21 protein-coding genes are annotated in these 21,496 nt (G+C 63.5%); 11 read left to right on the top strand and 10 right to left on the bottom strand.

Annotated elements, in window-relative coordinates:
- Positions 1-9: 9 nt before the first annotated feature.
- The 11 genes from gspF to AC0ZZU_RS22255 all read left to right on the top strand — a co-directional run bounded on the left by gspF (position 10) and on the right by AC0ZZU_RS22255 (position 11,195).
- Positions 10-1,215, top strand: a complete 1,206-nt coding sequence (gspF, locus tag AC0ZZU_RS22305) for a type II secretion system inner membrane protein GspF (protein ID WP_476343443.1) — start codon at positions 10-12, stop codon at positions 1,213-1,215.
- 9 nt (positions 1,216-1,224) lie between these two features.
- Positions 1,225-1,647 carry a type II secretion system major pseudopilin GspG gene (gene gspG, locus AC0ZZU_RS22300; protein WP_476343442.1) on the top strand — a complete coding sequence of 141 codons (423 nt, stop codon included), beginning with the start codon at positions 1,225-1,227 and terminating at the stop codon, positions 1,645-1,647.
- Positions 1,648-1,652: 5 nt separating this feature from the next.
- Complete coding sequence (locus tag AC0ZZU_RS22295; protein ID WP_476343441.1) at positions 1,653-2,081, top strand: GspH/FimT family pseudopilin; 429 nt, start codon at positions 1,653-1,655, stop codon at positions 2,079-2,081.
- Positions 2,078-2,467, top strand: coding sequence for a prepilin-type N-terminal cleavage/methylation domain-containing protein (locus AC0ZZU_RS22290; protein WP_476343440.1), 390 nt, complete (start codon positions 2,078-2,080; stop codon positions 2,465-2,467). Before AC0ZZU_RS22295 ends, AC0ZZU_RS22290 begins: the two co-directional genes overlap by 4 nt.
- Positions 2,464-3,069 carry a prepilin-type N-terminal cleavage/methylation domain-containing protein gene (locus AC0ZZU_RS22285; RefSeq protein WP_476343439.1) on the top strand — a complete coding sequence of 202 codons (606 nt, stop codon included), beginning with the start codon at positions 2,464-2,466 and terminating at the stop codon, positions 3,067-3,069. Before AC0ZZU_RS22290 ends, AC0ZZU_RS22285 begins: the two co-directional genes overlap by 4 nt.
- On the top strand, positions 3,066-3,788 hold the full coding sequence (locus AC0ZZU_RS22280) for a type II secretion system minor pseudopilin GspK (protein ID WP_476343438.1): 723 nt from the start codon (positions 3,066-3,068) through the stop codon (positions 3,786-3,788). The genes AC0ZZU_RS22285 and AC0ZZU_RS22280 overlap by 4 nt, the downstream gene beginning before the upstream one ends.
- Positions 3,789-3,801: 13 nt before the next feature.
- Positions 3,802-4,830 carry a PilN domain-containing protein gene (locus tag AC0ZZU_RS22275; RefSeq protein ID WP_476343437.1) on the top strand — a complete coding sequence of 343 codons (1,029 nt, stop codon included), beginning with the start codon at positions 3,802-3,804 and terminating at the stop codon, positions 4,828-4,830.
- The gene (gspM, locus tag AC0ZZU_RS22270; RefSeq protein WP_476343436.1) at positions 4,805-5,491 is read left to right on the top strand and encodes a type II secretion system protein GspM; all 687 of its coding nucleotides are present in this window, start codon (positions 4,805-4,807) and stop codon (positions 5,489-5,491) included. The genes AC0ZZU_RS22275 and gspM overlap by 26 nt, the downstream gene beginning before the upstream one ends.
- Before the next feature lie 17 nt (positions 5,492-5,508).
- Positions 5,509-5,994, top strand: coding sequence for a SctD/MshK family protein (locus tag AC0ZZU_RS22265; RefSeq protein ID WP_476343435.1), 486 nt, complete (start codon positions 5,509-5,511; stop codon positions 5,992-5,994).
- A 9-nt stretch (positions 5,995-6,003) separates the two neighbouring features.
- Entirely contained in the window at positions 6,004-8,283 is a 2,280-nt protein-coding gene (gspD, locus tag AC0ZZU_RS22260; RefSeq protein ID WP_476343434.1) for a type II secretion system secretin GspD, read from the top strand.
- A gap of 218 nt (positions 8,284-8,501) precedes the next feature.
- On the top strand, positions 8,502-11,195 hold the full coding sequence (locus AC0ZZU_RS22255; RefSeq protein ID WP_476343433.1) for a beta-glucosidase: 2,694 nt from the start codon (positions 8,502-8,504) through the stop codon (positions 11,193-11,195).
- A gap of 67 nt (positions 11,196-11,262) precedes the next feature.
- Here AC0ZZU_RS22255 and AC0ZZU_RS22250 read toward each other — a convergent pair whose 3' ends face one another.
- The 10 genes from AC0ZZU_RS22250 to AC0ZZU_RS22205 form a co-directional block, all read right to left on the bottom strand.
- Positions 11,263-12,129 (bottom strand): aldose 1-epimerase, encoded by an 867-nt coding sequence (locus tag AC0ZZU_RS22250; RefSeq protein ID WP_476343432.1) that lies wholly within the window; start codon positions 12,127-12,129, stop codon positions 11,263-11,265.
- Positions 12,130-12,157: 28 nt separating this feature from the next.
- A complete protein-coding gene (locus AC0ZZU_RS22245) occupies positions 12,158-13,081 on the bottom strand; it encodes an EamA family transporter (protein WP_476343431.1) in 924 nt (307 codons plus the stop codon).
- Between the two features lie 54 nt (positions 13,082-13,135).
- Positions 13,136-14,416: a TRAP transporter large permease gene (locus AC0ZZU_RS22240; protein ID WP_476343430.1), complete on the bottom strand. Its 1,281-nt coding sequence runs from the start codon at positions 14,414-14,416 to the stop codon at positions 13,136-13,138.
- Positions 14,417-14,944: a TRAP transporter small permease gene (locus tag AC0ZZU_RS22235; RefSeq protein ID WP_476343429.1), complete on the bottom strand. Its 528-nt coding sequence runs from the start codon at positions 14,942-14,944 to the stop codon at positions 14,417-14,419.
- 69 nt (positions 14,945-15,013) lie between these two features.
- Complete coding sequence (locus AC0ZZU_RS22230) at positions 15,014-15,985, bottom strand: TRAP transporter substrate-binding protein (protein ID WP_476343428.1); 972 nt, start codon at positions 15,983-15,985, stop codon at positions 15,014-15,016.
- 62 nt (positions 15,986-16,047) lie between these two features.
- Positions 16,048-16,941 carry a glucurono-1,5-lactonase gene (locus AC0ZZU_RS22225; protein ID WP_476343427.1) on the bottom strand — a complete coding sequence of 298 codons (894 nt, stop codon included), beginning with the start codon at positions 16,939-16,941 and terminating at the stop codon, positions 16,048-16,050.
- Between the two features lie 25 nt (positions 16,942-16,966).
- Positions 16,967-17,773: an NAD-dependent epimerase/dehydratase family protein gene (locus AC0ZZU_RS22220; RefSeq protein ID WP_476343426.1), complete on the bottom strand. Its 807-nt coding sequence runs from the start codon at positions 17,771-17,773 to the stop codon at positions 16,967-16,969.
- 107 nt (positions 17,774-17,880) lie between these two features.
- Entirely contained in the window at positions 17,881-19,119 is a 1,239-nt protein-coding gene (locus tag AC0ZZU_RS22215) for an OprD family porin (protein WP_476343425.1), read from the bottom strand.
- A 649-nt stretch (positions 19,120-19,768) separates the two neighbouring features.
- Entirely contained in the window at positions 19,769-20,989 is a 1,221-nt protein-coding gene (locus tag AC0ZZU_RS22210) for a type II toxin-antitoxin system HipA family toxin (protein WP_476343424.1), read from the bottom strand.
- On the bottom strand, positions 20,989-21,291 hold the full coding sequence (locus AC0ZZU_RS22205) for a helix-turn-helix domain-containing protein (RefSeq protein WP_476343423.1): 303 nt from the start codon (positions 21,289-21,291) through the stop codon (positions 20,989-20,991). The genes AC0ZZU_RS22210 and AC0ZZU_RS22205 overlap by 1 nt, the downstream gene beginning before the upstream one ends.
- Positions 21,292-21,496: the final 205 nt, after the last annotated feature.

Below are 21,496 nucleotides of genomic sequence, written 5' to 3'. Positions count from 1 at the left end.
AGGCGATCCATGCCCCGTTTTCAATACAAAGCGCTGGAGGCCGACGGTACCGCCCGCCACGGTGATCTCGAGGCTGCCGACAGCGCGACCGCTGCCCAGCTGTTGCACAAGCGTGGCTTGATGGTGGTGCACGTGCAGGCGGGGCAGTCCAGCAGCTGGCGCGCACGTGGCACGGCACGGCTGAAACAGGCTTTTGTGCTCAATTTCACCCAGCAGCTGGCTATTCTGCTGGGTGCTGGTCAGCCGCTGGAGCAGGCGCTGGGCGTGCTGCTCAAGCAGCAGCCGGGTGAAGCCACGACGGCCCACGCATTGCTCGAGCGCATCCGCGAGCGGGTCAAGGGCGGCAAGTCGTTGTCGACCGCGATGGCAGAAGAGGATGGCCAGTTTTCTGCCTTGTACCTGAGCATCGTACGGGCAGGGGAGGCGAGCGGTGCGCTGCACGACACGCTCCAGCAACTGAGCGATTACGTCGAGCGTCGCCAGGTGCTCAAGGGCCAGCTCATCAATGCGCTGATCTACCCGGTTTTCCTGGTGGTCGGTGTCATCGGGGCGCTGATCCTGCTGATCGCCTACGTGGTGCCGCAGTTCGTGCCCATCTTCAAGGACCTTGGCGTGCCGCTCCCGCTTATCACCGAGGTGATCCTGGCCGCAGGCCTGTTCATCGGTGACTACTGGCCGTGGCTGCTTGGAGGGCTGGCGGCGGTGGCACTGGGATGGCCAGCCTATTGGCGCGTGCCCGAACGCAAGCGCCGGCTGCACCGGCGGCTGCTGGGGTTGCCCGTGATCGGCGTGCTCGGCCAGCGGCTTGAGGTGGCCCGCCTGGCGCGCACGCTGGGTACCCTCCTGCACAACGGCGTGCCGCTGCTGGAAGCCTTGGCGATCGCCCGTGAAGTCTGCGTCAACCAGGCGGTGGCCGAGCTGGTCGACCTGGCGCTTGACCGGGTAAGAAATGGTGGGTCGCTCGCGGCGGCCCTGCACGATGACCGGCTGTTGCCATCGCTCGCCTTGCAGATGATCGAGGTGGGTGAACAGGCCGGACAACTGGACCGGGTACTGCTCAAGGTCGCCGACGTATTCGACCAGCAGGCCCAGCGCAGCATCGACCGGCTGCTTGCGGCACTGGTGCCGACCCTGACCCTGGTCATGGCGCTCCTGGTGGCAGTCATCATGTTGGCCATCATGCTGCCGCTGATGAGCCTGACCAACAACCTCTGAGGTCCCGACATGCGCCATTCAAATGCCAAGCGTCGCCGCCAGCAGGGTTTCACGCTGCTCGAAATGCTCGCAGTGATCGTCCTGCTGGGGATCGTCGCGACGATTGTCGTCCGCCAGGTGGGCGGCAATGTCGACAAAGGCAAGTACGGCGCGGGCAAGGCGCAGCTGGCCAGCCTCGGCATGAAGATCGAAAGCTACGGGCTCGACCTTGGCGCCCCGCCCAGGCAACTGTCGCAACTGCTCGCCCGGCCCAGTGGGGAAAAGGGCTGGAACGGGCCATACGCCAAGCCGTCCGATCTCAAGGACCCGTTCGGCCATGCCTTCGGTTATCGCTACCCGGGCCAGCACGGCCAGTTTGACCTCATCTTCTACGGTCAGGACGGCCAGCCGGGGGGTGAAGGCTACAGTGCCGATATCGGCAACTGGGAATAACCGCCATGTGCCGCCGGGCGGGGTTCACCCTCATCGAGATGCTGGTGGTCATCGTCCTGATCGCCCTGGCTGCCGGCCTCATGGCCACCGGCATTGCCCAGGGGCTGCAAGCCAGCCGCGACCGCCAGGCAGTGCGCGAGATGGTTTACGCCCTGCGCCAGACACGCTCCCAGGCCGTGCTGAACAACGCACCCTCGCTGCTGCATTTCGACATGGCCGGGCGCTGGTACGGCGGCCCCGGGCAACCACGCCGCAGTTGGCCAGGCACGGTCCAGGTACGGCTGGTCACGGCCAAGCGGCTGGGCAGCGCAGTAGCGTTCTACCCCGATGGCAGCTCTAGCGGAGGGCACCTGCTGTTGATCCGTGGCGACCGCCAATGGCGCATCGACATTGGCTGGCTCACCGGCGACGTGCGCTGGACGGACACTCCATGAACCGGCCCAGCCATCGCAGCGCCGGTTTCACCCTGCTCGAAGTGCTGGCGGCTCTGGCGTTGCTGGCGGTGCTACTGACCGTGACCCTCTCGGCCCTCGCCCAGATCAACCGCAGCCTCACGCAGATGCGCGACAGCGAAAGCAAGCGCCAGGCGGCCCGCAGCCTGCTCGATGAACAGCGCGACGAGCACCTGCGACCTGGGTTGCGCCGGGGCGTCACCGAGGGTGGCATCCGCTGGACCGAGCGTATCAGCCTGATGCCTGGCGGCGAGGGCCGCTTGCCGGTCTTGCGCGTCGACTTGCAGCTGGACGCACCCGGCACGCCGCCCTGGGTGCTGAGCACGCTGGTGGTGCAGGCACCTTCCGTGGAGGAGGTCGCCCCATGACGCGCCCGGCGCGTGGCTTCACCCTCCTGGAAATCCTCGTGGCGCTGATGCTGCTCGGCGTGCTGTTGACCGTGGTGACGAGCACACTGGTGCTCGCCCAGCGTGGCTTGAATGGTGCCGACCGGTACCTGCAACGACTGGGTGAAGTCCGCGCCGCGCAGAACTTCCTGCATCAGTCCATCCAGCAGACGCTGCCGATCCAGCGAATGCAACAAGGCTTGGGTCAGGTCTTCGTGGGTGAATCCGATTCACTGCGCTTTGCGGCCGCCTTGCCCTCCGACCTTGGCGGAGGTATCCATTGGCACATCCTCGACGTGGCCGGGGATGGCAAGCACCAGGCCTTGCGTATCCGCTTCGAGACCAGCGCATCGACGCCATGGGGCGAGCCGCAGTGGCTGCTGCGCGAGGTGCGCGCGGTACGCCTGAGCTACCGGGGCGTGGATGCCATGGGCAAGCGGACCGCATGGCTGGACAGCTGGCCATGGCCCAGGCGCTTGCCCCGGCAAGTGCGTATTGCGGTACAGGCCGATGGCCCGGTGCCCTGGACGACTCAAGTGATCGCACTGCGCCTCGACCTGAGCGGCGAGCTGGCAGCGCCATGAAGCGTCGATCGCGAGGCATCGCCTTGCTGCTGGTCATCGGCTTGCTGGCGCTGCTCACGCTGATGTTGTCCGGCCTGGTCGGTGCGGTGCGCCAGGAGCTGCGCCTGGGCCAGTGGCAGCGCGAGCATACCCGCGCGCAGTGGGCGGCCGAAGCCGGTCTGGCGCTGGCGATTCGCGGACTCCGCGAACCGCTGCCGACGCGACGCTGGATCGCCGATGGGCGTCTGCAGGCACTGGAATTCGATGGTGCGGCGCTGCGGATACGCGTGCGCAGCGAGCGCGGCAAGCTTGATCTGAACGTGGCCAATGCCACTGACTTCGCGCGGGTCGCCCTCGGTCTGGGCGCCACTGCGGGACAATCGCAGCAACTCGCCGCCGCGCTTTCGGCCGAGCGCGGGGATGACCGGCCTCCGTTGCGCGCCCTGGAGGAGATACGCAGCTGGCCCGGCATGACCAGTGCCCTGTATGCGCGGATACTGCCGGAAGTGACGCTCTGGAGCGGGCTGGCCAGCCCCGATCCCGCCTTCGCCAGTGCCCCCTTGCGCCAGGCCCTGGGCCTTCCCCGACTGCAAGCCGAAGGGAGCGATCCCGGGCCTATCGTGACCATCGAGAGCCTGGCCATCCGACCGCATGGCTTTTCCGCCCAAATCCACGGCACGGTGCTACTTTCAATTGAGCAAGGCCCCAGGCCATTCCGGGTCCTGCGCTACAGCGAGTGAGGCGCTGGTACGCATGCACGCACTTTCGCTATGGAACCTGAGCAAGCACATGCCTGCCCGCTGGCAAGGCAGCCCTGTGCAACACGCCTGGCGCTGGTGGAGCGAGCAACTGCGTGCCTGCGTGCCCCAGCGTCTGGCGCGCAAGATACCCGAGCAGCTTTACCCATGGCCGCTGGTCGCAGACCCGGCACCTGCGGTTGATGCGCGCGCAGTACTTCTCCTGCAGCCCGATCAAGCGCTGCGGCAGTCCTTGTCCCTGCCATTGGCGGCGGCCCGCGACCTGGACGGGATCCTCACCTACGAACTGGACCGTTTCACGCCTTTCACTGCCCAGCAGGCGCACCATGTAGTGCGGCGCGAAGGCATCAGTGGTGGACGCTTGCGGCTCACGCTGGTGACCCTGCGGCGTGACCGGCTTGCCACTTGGCTCGCGGGTTTCGCAGAGCACGGCATTACGCTCGAATGCATCGACCTGCTGGACGAGCAGGGCGAGCGGCTAGGGCTGAACCTGCTGCCCGTACAAGCGTCCCGCGCCGGGAGCCAACGTCGGATGCGCATGCTTGCGGCGCTGGGCGTGCTGGCGCTGGTGCTGGTGTATGCCGCAATGGCAGCCTTGCTCCACCAGCGCGAGGCCGCCGTGCAGCAGCGCACTTCCGAGGTCCAGGCGCTACGGGCGCAGACCGCCGAGCTGCAGAGCCTGCGCCAGGAGCTTACCCAGGCCGACAGCGCGACGCGCTCGCTGACCACGCTCAAGCAGCGCCAGGCCACCTATGCGCTTTTGCTCGCCGAACTGAGCGCCTGCCTGCCGCTCGATACCTGGCTGCAAAGCCTGCAGGTCAACCGTGACGGCCAGGTCGACCTGGCGGGCTTCACCGCCCATGCGAGCGGTCTGCTCAACCAGATGAAAGGCTGCCCGCACCTCGCGGATGTGCGCTACCAGGGCGTCATCCAGCCGGATGCCGACAGCGGCAAGGATCGGTTCTACGTGCGCGCCCAGCTCTCGCGGGAGCAAGCCCATGCGGCCACAACTGTCAGCCCGTGACCAGCGCGTGGCAGCACTGGCCCTGCTCGGGCTGGTGATCGTCGCGGCCTACTGGCTACTGGTGCACAGCTGGTTCGTCGGTCCTTTGATAGCGGCCAACCAGCAATTGGCCGGCCTGGATGAGCAGCAGCAGCACTACAGCGCACTGCTCGGGCAGCGTGAGGCGCTGCAGCGCCAGGTCCAGGATGCCCGGCTGCACAGCAGCGATACGCAGACGTTGCTGCCCGGTGACGACAGCGGCGCGGTGGCGGGTGACCTGATGCAGAAGGTTGCCGAGCAGGTCAAGCGCCTCGAAGCGGTAGGGCCTGGATGCAAGGTCACCCAACGCATGCCCATGGCCGCCGAGCGCGCCGCCCAGGACCTGCCATACCAGCGGGTCATGCTCAGCCTGGACCTCGAATGCGCCATCGAGCCCCTGACCAGATTGCTGCATGCGCTGGAATACGCCCGGCCCCTGCTGTTCGTCGAGGAGCTCCACATCAGCCGCGCCCCGCAGGCCAAGGAAGGGCAGGGGTCGGGCAGGCTCAGCGTTCATCTGCTGGTAGCAGGCTACATGGCTGCTCAGTCACCCAGGACCTCCACCGAAACAGGTGACGGCGAGGTGCCTGAAGACACACCCGAGGCACAGGACGAATCCTTCCAGTCGGGGGGTGAGCAGTGACCCGCAGGGCGTCTCTCATGGCGTTGCTGCTGGCTGCGGTATTGCTGGCTGTCCTGGCGGTCGTTCTTCTCCGGGTTCAGGTAGCGCCAGAACAGGCGTCCTCGGCGCCCCCCGCCACAGCCCCTGTCCCCGAATCACCTGGCACTCCCGAGACTCCCTCGCTGCAGAGTCTTGCCGCTGCCTGGCAACGGCCCTTGTTCAACCCTGACCGCGAACCGGATGCACAGGGAATATCCGCAAGCTCAGGCCCTGACCTCAGCACGTTCCTGCTCACCGGCATCGTCATCGACGGCGATCATCGTGTCGCCATGTTCAAGCAGAAAGGCGGCGCCAGCCTGACGCTCAGGGAGGGCGCAACGCTAAAGGACGGCTGGCGGATCCGGCGCATAGACCCGCGCCGCGTGGAGCTTCACAACAACAGCGAATCGCGCGTGCTGCAGCTGCTGACCCCGCGTTTGCCCAGCGCTCCGGCACCTGCCAGGGCGCGCAGCGCAAGTCCATGAGGCCATGACATGAGCAAACCCTTGCACGATGGCCTGGCACTCCTGCTGCTGACGCTGCTGGCTGGGTGTGCCCAGCAGAAAGTGCCGGACACTGACCCCGAGCTCGTGCACGAAGCCTTGCGTGGTACCGGTGCCGATCGTCGTCCGATGGCCAGCGTGCCGATGCCCTCCACCGCACCCCAGCCGGTCACGAGCACCACCACCGCTGCCGGGCGTCAGGTCATCAGGGGCAACGCGCGCTTCATCCGCGATGTCGCGCCTGCAACGGGCGCGCGGGCGGCGGAACCGGGCTCGGGTGGAGTGATGCTCAACTTCACCAGCCAGCCCATCGTCGCGATCATCAACACCATCATGGGAGACCTGCTCCAGGAGAACTACAGCATTGCCCAGGGCGTGACGGGCGAGGTGTCGTTTTCGACCTCCAGACCAATCCCCAAGGACCAGGCCATGGGCGTGCTCGAAAGCCTGCTGGGCTGGACCAACAACGCCATGATCCGCCAGGGCGACCGCTACGTGATCCTGCCGGCCAGCCAGGCGGTGGCCGGCCAGCTGATACCCTCCATCGGCATGGGCGCGCCGCCCCGCGGCATGTCGGTGCGGCTGTATCCGCTGCAATTCATCTCGGCCACCGAGATGCAGAAACTGCTCAAGCCCTTTGCCCGCGAGAATGCATTCCTGCTGGTCGACCCGGCCCGCAACGTGATAGGCATGGCCGGCACGCCCGAAGAGCTGGCCAATTACCAGGGCACCATCCAGACCTTCGACGTGGACTGGCTCAGGGGCATGTCGGTAGGTGTGTTCGGCCTGCAGCGCGCCAACGTGGGCGAACTGATGCCCGAGCTGCAAAAGGTCTTCGGCAGCGAGAGCGGTACACCCCTTGCCGGCATGCTGCGCTTCCTGCCCATCGAGCGGACCAACTCGATCGTGGTGATCTCGTCCCAGCCGCAGTACCTGCAGGAGGTGGGCCAGTGGATCCGCACCATCGACGAAGGCGGCGGCAACGAGCCGCAGCTGTATGTGTATGACGTGCGCAACATGAAGGCCGCCGACCTTGCCCGCTACCTGCGCCAGATCTACGGCGGCGGGGCGATCCAGGAGCAGGCGCCTGCCCAGGTGGCCCCAGGACTGTCCACCACGATCCTCTCCTCACCCGTGGGCAGCGGGTCCGGCCTGGGACGTGGCGCGGGGAACTCGCTGGGCCGCGGTACGGCGGGCGGCTACGGGAGCATGTCCGGCGACACCTCCCAGGGTGCCACCCGCACGTTCGGCCCCACCGGCGAAGAGCAGGAGGGCGATGCCAATGCTGAAGGCAATGGTATGGGCACCGCTGAAACTGGTGGCGACAAGAGCCTGGATGACAGCACGCGGATCACCGCGCAGAAGAGCAGCAACCAGTTGCTCGTGCGCACCCGGCCTTCGCACTGGGCCGAGATCGAATCGGCCATCCGCCGGCTCGACAACGCTCCCATGCAGGTGCAGATCGAGACGCGCATCCTCGAGGTTACTCTCAGCGATGAACTGAACCTGGGCGTGCAATGGTACCTGGGCAATCTTGCGGGAAACTCCACCACCGAGGGAATCGCCGATGCCCCTGGCAGTCAGGGCGCGCTGGGTTTTGGCGGGGTAGGGCTGGGGCCGGCCGATGCGCTGTTCTACTCCTTCGTCGGCGGTGATCTGCAGGTCGCCATACGGGCGTTGGAAGCCACCGGCAAGACCCAGGTGCTCTCTGCCCCTTCGCTGGTGGTGATGAACAACCAGCAGGCGCAGATTCAGGTCGGCGACAACATTCCCATCAGCCAGACCACCGTGAACACGATCAACACCGACACCACCCTCAGCAGCGTGGAATACATCCAGACCGGCGTGATTCTCGACGTGGTCCCGCGCATCAACCCAGGCGGCCTGGTGTACCTCGACATTCACCAGCAGGTCAGTGACGCAGGGGCAACCACCAGCGATGACATCAACCCTCGTATCTCGACACGTTCCATCGCGACGCAGGTGGCAGTGCAGAGCGGCGAAACCGTATTGCTGGGCGGCCTGATCCGCCAGGATGACGTGAACACCCGGAGCCAGGTGCCTTACCTGGGCCGCATACCGTGGCTGGGCTGGCTGTTCGGCGCCAGTACGCGGTCCAAGGGACGAACGGAGCTGATCGTGTTGATCACCCCGCGCGTCGTCACCAGCAGCAGCGAGGCGCGAAGCGTGACGGATGAATACCGCGACAAGATGCGCCTGTTGAACGTGCCGGGTTCCTTGCCACCGCCGGGTATACCCCGGGCCTATTGAGGTCCGGGACTGTTCAGGTGATCAATGCGCCGCTTGCATATGAAAAAATCGACTGAACGACGCGCCTGTTCATTTCCTCTTCATTAAAGCTCGACACTGAATTTATCAACGTTACTTATCTGCGCTGATTGCACTCTTCGCAGACATGGAAGCCAGACGGGCCGGTTGTCCTGGATCACATCCAGGACGCGTTCTCGGTTGTCCGTGGAAGTGCCCTCATGTCCAGTCACTCACTGTCCCTGTTGAAAAGCTCGCTGTTGACGCTAGGCCTGGCCAGCCTGGCTCCCGCCTGGGCCGCGCCGCCACTGCAAGGCCCGGAAGTCGAACAACGCGTCGAGGCAATACTCTCGCAAATGACCCTGTCGGAGAAGTTGAGTTACATCAACATCGACGACGGCCATATGTTACGGCCCTTGCCCCAGTACGGCCTGCCAGGCACGGTAAGTTACGACTCGTCCATGGGCGTGCATGTCGAGTCCACCATGTTCGGCACGCAATATCCCGCCATGTCGGCGCTGGCGGCTACCTGGAACATCGAGCGAGCCAAGCAATATGGCTTGGCCATCGGTTTCGATACACGCGCGGCAGGAGGGCAGCAGCTGCTGTCGCCAGGCCTCAACATGTACCGCACACCCTTCAACGGGCGCTCCGGCGAACACGTCAGTGGCGAGGATCCTTTCATTGGCGCGGTCATGGGGCCGGCGATTGCCAATGCCATCGAACGCCAGGGCGTCTGGACGGGATCCAAGCACTTCGTGGCCAACGAGCAAGAGGCCAATCGGCACTTCCTGAATGTGCACGTCAGCGAGCGTGCCCTGCGTGAGATCTATCTGCCTGGGTACGAGTCGTTGGTGAAAAACGCCAGCCCCGCCGCCATCATGTGCGGTTTCAACAAAGTCAACGACGACTACGCCTGCGAGAGCCATAGCCTGCTCGCAGACCTGCTGAAAGGGGAATGGAATTTCCAGGGGTTCGTGCTCAGTGACTTCAACTCCATTACCGACGGCCTGAAGGCCGCGCTGGCCGGTGCCGACCTGGACATGCCCAGCGGGCTGAAGATGAACGAGGCCACGTTGCTGCCCTTCATCGAAAGCGGGGTATTGCCCGTGGCGACCATCGATGACAAGGTGCGACGCAACCTGCGCGCCATGGTCAGCTATGGCTTCGACAATGGGCTGCCGGTACCGTCAGGCATCAAGGACGATCCGCGTAGCCTGCGTGCATCGCTCGACGTTGCCCGCGAAGGGATCGTCCTGTTGAGAAACGAAGCGGTGGAAGGTGGCAATGTGCTGCTGCCGCTAAGCAAGACCGCCAATATCGCAGTGATTGGCAATATCGCGGAACAGGCACCGCCGTCGCCCTTCGGCACGGCCTGGTCGGAGGTGGAAGACAACGTCACCGAGCTGCAGGGCATACGCCGCGGCACCACGGGCACGGTCACCTTCCTGCGCAGCCTGTCGCTGAACCCGGCCCGCGCCGCATGGTTCACCCAGGACCCGACCTCCAGCAACCCCCAGGCCTTCATCCGCGGGTTGCGTGCCGAGTACTTCAACAACGCCAACTGGTCCGGCTCGCCGGCGGTCACGCGCATCGAGCCTGGCGTTAACTGGGCGTTCACCTCGAACACCAATACCACCTCGCGCGGCACCACCACCGTGGAAGGCTTCGCGCCCACCCAAGGGAGTTTCTCGGCCCGCTTCATCGGCAAGATCCGCCCAACCGTTACCGGTCGCCATGTGTTCAAGGTGCGTGGGGATGGCTCGCTGCGGCTCTGGGTCAACAACCGGTTGATCGTCGACCATGACGGCACGCCGCTGTCCACCGACCTCGCCGACGCCATCTCGCAGTCCGGTCGCACGGTCGTGCTGCAAGCCGGTGAGTTCTACGATGTGCAGCTCGAGTACAGTCGCGTGTCGAGCTTCTACATCCCGGCCCAAGGAGGGCTATGGGGCGTGCAGATGAGCTGGGCGGCCTTGGCGGCTCCCGAAGACCTTGCCGGTTATGACGCTGTCGTGGTGGCCGCCGGGCTCAACAATGAGTACGAAGGCGAAGCCTCCGATCACGGTTTTGGTCTTCCAGAGTTTCAGGATGAACTGATTCGCAACCTCATCGCTGCGAATCCCAAGACTGTCGTCGTGCTGCATGCCGGCGGTACTCTCGACATCAACAGCTGGGCCCGCCGTGCGAACGGCATAGTGCACGCCTGGTACCCCGGCGCATTCGCTGGCCGGGCACTTGCCGAGATCTTGTTCGGCGACATCAGCCCGTCCGGCAAGCTGCCTGTCACCTGGGACCGCGATATCCAGGACAACCCCAGCTACCCGAGCTATCCCGATCCTCGGCCTTACCAGGGGCCCAATGCGCTGGCAGATATGACCTACACCGAGGACATTTTCATGGGCTATCGCGGGTATGACCAGTCTGGTGCCCGACCGCTGTATCCCTTTGGGCATGGTCTGTCGTACACCACCTTCCAGTACAGCGACATGAGGGTGTCGCCCGCCGTCATCGTGCCTGGCAGCGACATCAGCGTGACCTTTACCGTGACCAACACCGGGCCCGTGGCTGGCGCCGAGACAGCCCAGCTGTATGTCCGCCCACTGGCCCCCAGCGTGTCGCGTCCGCTCAAAGAGCTCAAAGGATTTGGCAAGGTGATGCTGCAACCGGGTGAGGCCCGTGAGATGACGCTGGTGATTAACAGCCGGGCGTTTGCGTACTTCGATCCCGTGACGTTCAACTGGATCGTCGATCCGGGGCGGTACCGGATACAGGTGGGAGGCGCTTCCAATGCGCTGCCGCTGCGCGCCAATGTCCGCGCGTTGTTCCGCCAGGAGCTGCCGACCAATACCAGCAACCCGTTGTCCGGCGTGATGCGCGCCGCAGTGCAGGTGGACGCAGGCGCTGCCTATTGATTGACCTCAAGAGTCTGCACACCTGCTGACCAGGCGCCGCAGTGCTCACGCTGCGGACCCGCGTCTTTCAATCAAGCGCTCGGTAGCGCATGCGCAATCCGAGTCTCATCTCCTCGCCCTGGCGCAGCAGCCGCAATCCCGGACGACCCGGCAGGTGATGGGCGTTGATCGGATGGCTGACCGGTTCAAGGCAGAAGAATCCTCGGTCTTGCGGGCAGAACAGCAAATAGTGATCTGCGCCGCTGGCGCTGCACTCCAGGCGGTAGCCTGCACTGGGCTGCACGATCGTGGCATGGCCGTCCCAGCCCTCGAAGGCATGGTCAACGGTAGTGGCGGGCAGTGCTCGTGGCCTGTCGAACCGCCACTCATCCGGGATCGCAGCCTGGCGCGAGGGCAGTTGTCCTTCATCGGCCAGCCATACCTGGCGCGCCGGGGCCAGCAGCCGGGTATCCGGATAGCGGGGGAAGTAGGGGTGAAGGCCGGCTCCGTGCCAGCTCGGTTGGGCATCAAGGTGGATCACCTGCAGCTCCAGGTTCAGGCAGCCTTCCTCCAGGCTCACGTGCATCGTCGCCCGGTAGGCAAACGGCACGCGGCTTTCCAGGACCAGGCAAGCATGGTCGCTGCCTTGCTCCGTCACCTGCCATGGCTGCTGCCAGGCGCTGCCGTGAATGGGGTAGGGATCATGTTCGGTGTTGGGTGCCAGTGTCAGCCAGCCACCGGGCCGTTCGAAACCACCTTCGGAAATGCGGTTCGACCACGGCACCAACGGGTAGCAACCCAGGCGCCGCGGCGTCGCCGCGTCAATCGCGGCTTGGTCGCTGTGGCGCAGTAACGCCTGGCCGGTTTTTCTGACCTGCCAGTTGACCAGGCTGGCGCCCAGCTCCGGCGCGAGAGTGAGACGTGTGAGGCGGTCGTGCAGATGCAAGGGGTGCATGGGCGTCAGTTCCTCTGAGCAGCGCGCGTCAGGACGATCGGCGGTAGGTCAGCAGCACAATCCCGCAGACCACCACCGCGCCCCCGATCAGTTGCAAGGTGGACAAACGCTGGTCCAGCAATGCCCAGCCCAGCATCAGGGTGGCGATCGGCTCGATGTTCATCACCGGCGCGTTCTGCGCCATGTTCAGGCGCGGCACGCAGACGAACAGCAGCGTGAAGGCCAGGCCGTACAGCACCACCAGGCTCGCGAGGGCCATCCAGCCGGTACTGCTGCCCGGCAGCGACAGGCCCGCTGGCACCCAGCCGCCAGCTCCCGCGACCAGCATGCTGGCAAACACGATCAGCAACGTCAGCAGGCTGCGCACCGGCCCCCGGACACCCGCGAGCTTGTGATCGGTGATCCACAGGGCACAGGCAAAGACACACGCCGCGCAAAATGCCAGGCTGACCCCAAGTGTCCAGTCCGGGTTCGCATCACCGCTGTCGGCCAGGCGCGAGGGTACATCCAGCGCCAGTAACAGCCCAACCAGGATAAGCCCCATCAACAGCAAGGTTCTGCGGGTCGGACGCGCCCCTCCGAGGGCCCAGGTCAGCAGTGCCAGGAGGATCGGGAACGTACTGCCCACCAGCAGCGCCAGTGCCACTGGAATTCGCGCCACGGCCGAATACAGGCACAGGCTCTGGGTCGCGATCAGCAGTCCCAACAGCAACTGCCAGCGCCGCGAGCCTGCAGGCATGCCCAGGGGCTGGCGCTGCCACAGCACCACGCAGGCCAGTACCAGCAGGGTAAGGCCCGAGCGGCAGAGAATGGCCAGCAACACACCGGTATCGTCATCGAAAGCGATGCGCGCCGCGATGTGATTGCCGGCAAAAGAGCACGCCAGCAATGCCAGTAGCATGACCGCCAGTTTGCGTGGGAAGAGCGTGGCGCCCGAAGAGACAACAGCCATGTGCAGAATCCATTTGCAGGGAAGGGGCGGGCCGTCTAGGCCCGCCTGGAACGGTCAGAGCACCACGCTCGGCAGCCACAGGGAAATGGCAGGAACGTAGGTCACGAGCATGAGCACCAGGAACAGCGCCGCATAAAACGGCAGCAGCGCCTTCACCGTGGACTCGATGCTGACCTTGCCGATAGCCGAGCCGACGAACAGCACGGCGCCCACCGGTGGCGTGATCAGTCCGATCCCGAGGTTGACCAGCATGATCATGCCGAACTGCACCGGATCGACACCGATGCCGACGATCACCGGCAGCAGGATCGGCGTGAGGATGAGGATCAGCGGCGCCATGTCCATCACCGTTCCCAGCAGCAGCAACATGAAGTTGATGCACATCAGGATCACGTAGCGGTTGTCCGACAGGGTCAGGAACATCGTGGTGATCTTCGACGGGATCTGCATCAGCGTCATGACATAGCCGAAGCTGGCCGCAAAGCCGATCAGGATCATCACGATGGAGATGGTGCGTACCGTGCGGTGCATCAGCTTGGGCAAGTCGCGCCACTTGTAGTCGCGGTAGATGAACATGGTCACGAAGAATGACCAGACCACCGCGATCGCCGCCGACTCGGTGGCCGTGAACACACCCGAGAGAATGCCGCCGAGGATGATGACCATCGCCATCAGGCCCCACAGTGCCTCGCCCGCGATCTTCAAGGCCTGGCGCAGCGGAATCACCTCACCCTTGGGGTAGTTGCGCTTTCTCGCGAAGATCAGGCACAGCCCCATCAGCATCGCACTCATCAGCAGCCCGGGCATTACCCCGGCCATGAACAGCGACGCGATCGACACCGTGCCGCCGGCCGCCAGCGAATAGAGTACCGAGTTGTGGCTAGGGGGCGTCAGCAGCGCCTGGACCGAACCACTGACCGTCACGGCCGTGGAGAATTCGCGCGGATACCCCTTGCGTTCCATTTCCGGAATCAGCACAGAGCCGACCGAAGCGGTATCGGCCACCGAGGAGCCCGAGATCGCGCCAAAGAAGGTCGAGGCGGTGATGTTGACCAGTGACAGGCCGCCACGCACGAAGCCCACCAGCACCCCGGCGAACGCCACCAGCCGCCGTGACATCCCCCCTTCGGCCATGATCGCACCGGCCAGTACAAAGAACGGAATGGCCAGCAGCGAGAACTTGTTAACCCCGCTGGCGACCTGGATCATCATCGCCTGCAACGGGATGTCGATCCACCAGGCGCCGACCAGTGCAGACAGGCCCAGCGCGTAGGCGACCGGCATGCCCAGCAGGATGAGCACGATGAAACTGCCCAACAGAATGAAGGCATCCATTTATGCAGCTCCCTCGTTTTCTTCGACCACGTCAAAGCGCATCACCTTGCGGTGGCTCTGATCGCCCAGGATGAGTTTTTCGAGCACAAAGCACAGGGTCACCGCGCCACCGATCGGGATCGGCGCGTAGGTCATGCCGACCCGCACCGACGGCAGCGTGGCCAGAAACTGGTTCCAGGTGGTCATGCACAGCTTGTAGCCGTAGTAGGTCATGAACGCGCACACCAGCAGCATCAGCAGCTGTACCAGAAGCGCGGTGCTCTTGCGCAGCGCGGGCTTCATGCGGTCGGTGACCATCGCCACCGCCATGTGCGCACCAGCCCGGTAGCTTGCGGCCGCACCGATGAAGGCGAACACCACCATCAGCAGGATCGCCACCGGCTCCGGCCAACTGGAGCCGGTGCCCAGCACGTAACGGGCGAAGATGCCCCACGGGATTATCAGCGTCATGGTCAGGATCGACAGACCCGCAACCCAGATGCAGCTGGTGTACAACGCGTCGTTCAGACGCAGGAAAAAACTTTTCATAGGGCATCACCGCAGCCGCAGGGCGGCGAATGCCGCACTGCAGGAGTCATCTGGGAACAGAGCCGGGTATTACTGGACGTCGGCGATACGCTTCATCAGGTCGGCGTATTGCGCACCGTATTTTTCCCGCACCGGAGCGGTGGCGTCATAGAAGGGTTTCTTGTCGACCTCGATGAACTCAACGCCCGCGGCCTTGAGTTTTTCTTCACTGGCGATCGACTTGGCGTCCCACAGCGCACGCTCTTCCATCTGCGCCTCGCGGGCGACCTTTTTCACCAGGGCCTGCTGCTCGGGGGTGAGCTTGTTCCAGGTGGTCTTGGACATCACCACCGGCTCCGGAAGGATCAGGTGCCCGGTCAGGGTGTAGTACTTGGCGCTCTGGAAGTGGTTGTGTTCCAGCAAGGTCGGCGGGTTGTTCTCGGCGCCGTCGATGACACCGGTCTGCAGGGCACTGAAGATCTCGCCGGTATCCATGGCGATGCCGTTGCCGCCCATGGCGTTCATCATGTCGAGGAACAGCGGGTTGCCCTGCACGCGGATCTTCATGCCCTTGAGGTCGTCGATGCTGCGCACCGGTTTCTTGGTGTAGAGGCTGCGCGAGCCGCCATCCATCCAGGCCAGGGCGACCAGGTTGAATTCGGAATTGGTGATCTTGTCGAGCATTTCCTGGCCGATGTCACCGTCGATGATCTTGCGCATGTGCGCGTGGTCGCGGAACACGAAGGGCATGTTGAACACGTTCACGTCCGGCACCACCGGGCCCACGATGCCCAGGCTGACGCGGGTCATCTGCACCGCGCCGATCTGCGCCTGCTCGATCACTTCCTTCTCGGAGCCCAGCACGCCACCGGCGAACATCTTGAAGGTGATTTCGCCGTTGCTGGCGGCTTCGAGTTTCTTGCCCATGTTCTGTTCGGCGACCACGGTCGGGTAGCCTGCCGGGTGAATTTCAGCGAACTTGATGTCCAGCGCGAAGGCCGTCGAAGACAAGGTGAAGGCGAACGGAAGTACGGCAAGAAGCAGCTTGCGTTTGAAGATCATGATGAAACTCCGCTGTTGTTATTATCTGGTTTCGTGCTTGTGGTGGTGCGGCAGTGTCGGCTTCAGCCTCGGTAAGCGGGCTCCTCCATGCCCTTGACGCCAGGGTCCAGGGCGAATACCCCGCCAGCCAGTGGCTGGTCGTCGAGGTCCACGCCTGATGGGCGAATCGATGTCACGAACAGGGTGTCCAGGCCCGCGCCGCCGAAGGCGCACATGGCCGGCTTTTTCACCGGGACGCTGAGCGAGCGGTCCAGGCGGCCGTCAGGGGTAAAGCGGTGCACCAGGCCTGCATCGTTGCCGCAGATCCAGTAGCAGCCGTCCTGGTCGATCGCGGCGCCGTCGGGGCGCCCGGGGAACTCGCGCATGTCGACGAAGACCCGCTGGTTGTGCGGGACACCGGTGTCGATGTCGTAGTCGAACACCCAGATGGTCTGCACCTGCGGGTGCGAGTCCGACAGGTACATGCGCGTTCCATCGGGGCTGAAGGCCAGTCCATTGGGCACGATCATGCCGTCGAGCTGCAGGCTGAGCGGCAGGCTCCTGTCGTCCTGGCGATACAGCGCCCCGACCTGTGCGCCCTGTGGCATGTCCATCAGCATGGTGCCGGCCCAGAAGCGACCTTGCCGATCGCAGCGCCCATCATTGAACCGCATGCCCGCGCGGGCGTGCTCGACAGGACTGACCAGTTGGCTGACGAGCGTGCCTTCGTCATTGATATCCAGGTGAAAGATGCCAGTCTGCATCCCCGCGATCCAGCCACCCTCTGGGCTGGCGCTGCGTGCGATGCAGGCGAGCATCTCGTCGCCTTGCCAGCTGTGGTGCGTGCCATCCGCCGCTCGCCAGCGGTGCAGTTGGCGCTCAGGAATGTCCACCCAGTACAGGGCTTGTTCCGTGGGGTGCCACACCGGGCTCTCACCCGTGGCATTGCGTGCGTCGACGATCAGTTCGCAGCTCATGGCCGGCCTCCTTGCAGTGCTTGAATCAGTCGAATGGCCCGGCTGCAACGAATGCGCCGCCTTGATAGACCATCGAAGGGTCGTCGGCAGCCGGCGCCGGTTGCGCCTCCACGGCCGGGCGGAATTGCTCGGAGGAATCCTTGGGTTCGAAGCCCAGGTGAGCGGCGTAGCGGTTGTCCCACCACACATCGCGGTTGTCCGAGGCGCCGTAGACCACCGTGTGGCCAACGTTGGCGGTGAACAGCCCGCGCTCGATCAGTTGGGTCAGGTCGTCGTAGCTCAGCCAGGTGCTGAGCATTCGCCGGTTCTGCGGCTCGGGGAAGGAGGAGCCGATGCGGATGCTGACGGTCTCGATGCCATAGCGGTCGAAGTAGAAGCTGGCGACGTCTTCGCCATAGCATTTGGACAGGCCGTAATAGCCATCCGGCCGGCGCGCGGCGAGGGCGTCGATGCGCTCGTCCTGCCGATAGAAACCGATGGTGTGGTTGGAGCTGGCGAAGATGATGCGCTTGACGCCATGCTTGCGCGCGGCTTCGTAGAGGTGGAAGACACCGCAGATGTTGGGCCCGAGAATCTCTTCGAAGGGGCGTTCGACCGATACCCCGCCAAAGTGGCAGATGGCATCGACGCCTGCTACCAGGTGATCGACAGCGGCCTTGTCCGCCAGGTCGCATTCGACGATTTCTTCATGGGGGCCGGTTGCCGGCGCCATGGAGTTGATATCGGAAAGACGCAGCACCTCGGCACAGCCCTTGAGGCGCTCGCGCAGCACTTTGCCAAGGCCGCCTGCAGCTCCGGTGAGCAGCAGGCGATTGAACGGTGTGATAGTCATGGCAAGCTCGTTTGTTATGTGTCGTTGTAGGTTGTCATATGACTTGGCTGGATTATCGACAGCGCTTACTGGGCTGTCAATGCTCCAGGTATGGCTTTTCGAGCCAATTACAGAATCGAGATCGGATAGTTGATGATCAGCCGGTTCTCGTCGAACTCGTTGCTGCTGAAGTCGCGCCGAATGGTCGAATTGCGCCATTTGAGGCTCAGGTCCTTGAACGCACCGCTCTGGATGACATAGGCCAGTTCCGACTCGCGCACCCATTCCTTGCCGTCGGTGACCGCGCCGCTGTGGACTTCACGGCCGCTGATATAGCGGTTCATCAGCGTCAATCCAGGCACGCCCACGGTGACGAAGTTGAAATCGTGGCGCAGCTGCCAGGAGCGTTCGTTGGCGTTGTCGAAACTCGCGTTGTAGCTGTCGTTCGCCAGCGTGCCGCCGCTGGTGCCGTTGACCCGCATCCAGGTGTCGCCACTGACCTTCTGCAACCCGACATAGAAGGTATTGCCGCCGATCTTTGCCGAGAACATGCCCGAGTAGGTCTTGTTGTCCAGACTCCCTGCGCGCTCCGCGCCATCTTCCTCACCCTGGAAGTACCCCAGGTTGGCGCCCAGGGTCCAGCTGCCGATCGGCTGGCTGTGGGTGAGCTGCGCATACTGCTGCTTGTAGACGTCCTTGAGCTCCGCGTTCCACAGCCCGAACAGCGTCCGGTCCTGGTTGAACTTGTACTCGCCCCCGACAAAGTTGAAGCGATCCGACAGTGCACCGGCGTAGCTCATGTCGTCCATGCTGGCATCGTTGCGTGGACTGTTGCCCCGGAACTGCCCGCCGTACAGCGTCAGGCCGGCGATTTCGCTCGACGTGACCTGCCCACCCCGGAAAGTCTGTGGCAGCGAGCGCCCATCGTCGGAGCGCAGGACAGGCAGTACCGGCATCCACTCGCCGACCTTCAGTTCGGTCTTCGAAATCCGCGCCTTGCCCGACACCGCCAGCCGTCCGTAGTCATCGGCGGGGCGCCCATCGTCGTGGCGCGGCAGCAGCGCCGTACCGTAGGTGCCGCCGCCGCCGTCGAGCTTGACCGACCACAGCCCCAGCACATCGACCCCGAAGCCGACCGGCCCCTCGGTGAAACCAGAGCGCGCGTCGAGGATGAAACTCTGGGTCCATTCCTCGGCCTTGCTCTGCGGGTTGCTGGGGTCTACGAAGTTGCGGTTGATGTAGAAGTTTCGCAGGCCCAGCAGGGCCTTCGAGTCCTCTACGAACCCGGCTGCGACGCTCGCGCCCGGCATCGTGCCGATCGCAGTGGCGCCCAGCAGGGCGAAGGGAAAGGTTTGGCGGATTCTCATTATTGTTGTGCTCCTAGGTTGAAGCTTTCCGTATGCCAGGCGCATGCAAGCGGCCAGCGGCAGTGGCGGGTATGGGGTGCCCGGCAGGGCAGAGGCGTGATCGGTAGCGGGAAGGCTTATGTGCCCCTGGCGTGATGCGACGGGCTGAGGGCGAGAGGCGTAGGCGCGGCGGATATAGCGGGTCCGGTCGTCATAGGGATACTCACTGTATTGTTTTTGTTGTGTGTTGTCGTACGACTAAGGCAATTATTAGCCAGTGGCAAAATGCCTGTCAACGCTTATGACGTGATCATTTGTAGGAGCGTGCCTTGTGTCGCGATGGGCCGCGCGGAGCGGCCCTGAAATCGAATGGCCACTGCAAGGGTCACTGACTGACCGTGGCGTTCCCTGCAAGCGTCGCGGGGAACGGTAATGCTTTGGCCCGGCGAGGGCTCTGCCCTCGTTTCGCGACACGAGGCCGGCTCCTACGGGACCGCGCTGCGCCGGAATACAGCGCGATATCTGTGGGAGCCTGGCTTGCCAGCGAAGAGGCCATTCAATACGCCAAATGCAATATCATCGTGAAAGCGGCTGTATATCGAAGAGGCGGGCCGGCAGCTTCCGAAAATCATCGCATCACACTCTTGACACACCACGGACGCGAGTCTGGCTAGTCCAAGCTGCCCATTCTCATCGCAGCCAGAGCAATCCCCAGCTCAGGCTCCTGAAGATGTTCACGGTAATGCATTATCAGCTCAGGACCCCAGCCCATAACTTCGTCAATCACTTCGCGGCCCTGAGCCTCCGTCAATCCGTAATGCTGCACATGACTGAGCAAGTTGCGCCGCGAGAGCTCCCTCCCATAACGCCCGACACCCATGGCCAGATAAGGTGGCGGCCCGCCTTCAGTAGTAGGAAGGACATCGTACATAGGCGATAGCCGCCATTCCCCTTTTCTGAATATGATCGCGACGTTCTTCGGATGATCATCATCATTGCCAACCAGAATGTTGAAGCAGATGCGCTTGAACAGCTCCTGACGATCAGTCGCCGGAACGCCCCGGCGAGCCATTTCGTCCGCCAGAAATCCGTAGTGCCACTTGCTGTTCCAGTCCTTCGGATCATTCCAGTCACTGTCGAGCAATGTCAGGCCACTGAGCATAGGAATTCGACAGAAACGGCCATTCTCAGCCGGTTGTCGGTCGAAGCGCTCAACCAACAAGGTATTCACCCTTCCGCTATGCAAATCCACCGGCGCAACCTTCAAGCCCTTTCTCGCGGCGAAGGACATGCAGGCGTATTCCATAGCTGGGATGTCATACAGATCATGGCGATCCCGAGGTTTGGCCAGAATCAGGCGATTGTCATCTACCAAAGTACATTTCGGCCGCGCGCCGCCCAGTGAAGACCTTTGCTGAAGGGTCGCCTTCGTTGTCTTGTCTGCGGTGGGAGGAAACCCACCCTGGACGCCGTCTGCGAATTGAATGAAGGCATCGAGTTGAGTCACGGTGCCCAGACCAGCGTCGCCGATACCATCCGGTGCCCTCCGGGCCGACCCGGCCATGAGGTTGCCCGTGCGGTCGTGGTTCGGCGTCTTCAGCAGAAAGCCGATTGCGCTGAGCTCTCCGCCATATTCACGGGTAGCCAGCCGTTCACCCCAACCATCCGGAGCCGCATCCCGAATGAAGCCCGGCACGCCACGGTTCTTGGTGATCTGGCTATAAGGTGTCGATCGAAGTGGGTAGCGCACTGGATCAGGAACCCAGCCCTCTGCCTTGACATATGCCGGGCTGTACAAAAATTCGCCCACCCCATTCACAATTTGTAATCGACCGAACGTCGTCACTTCCAGCGAGTCGGGTAGCTGCATATACACATACAAAGAAGTCATCAGAAATCATCCTCAGATATGCGCTTTACTCGAACCCGGTGTTCCGTGGCATGCCGAGCGACCGGAGGAAGCTCCGGATTCGCAAACGCGTCATCGAGAAGGCCCAGATGCCAGAGGGCGATCATGTAACCCCGCATCTCCACCGTAGGCGTCCCGGCTTCGATTTTGCCAAGGGTGGTAGTGGACAGACCGGTCTGCAGGGCCAGGTCTTTCTGGCGAATTTTTCGCTCGAGACGGCGTTGTTTGATCAGAAGCCCCATGGTCTGGAGCCTGGCGGCGCATTCAAGCGGAAAAACGATCATTATAGGATTGCTTATAAGTTGTCTTAAGTAATTTAAGAGCAACCATACCACCTCTAAGTCGAAGAGGAGAACTCTTGATGTCAAGGCCCGATGAAAGGCCCTGGCTGCCAGCTCATTTGGCACTCAGCCTCACCGCTCGAGCCGCGCGCCCCCACCAAAGTCGAGTCCTGTGCCAGTCATCGTTAGCGACTTCGGCCGCAAAAAA

The organism is Pseudomonas sp. JE3303, from assembly GCF_056312565.1.
Note: the sequence above shows the minus strand (reverse complement) of the source record. Positions and strands in the feature narration are given on the sequence as shown.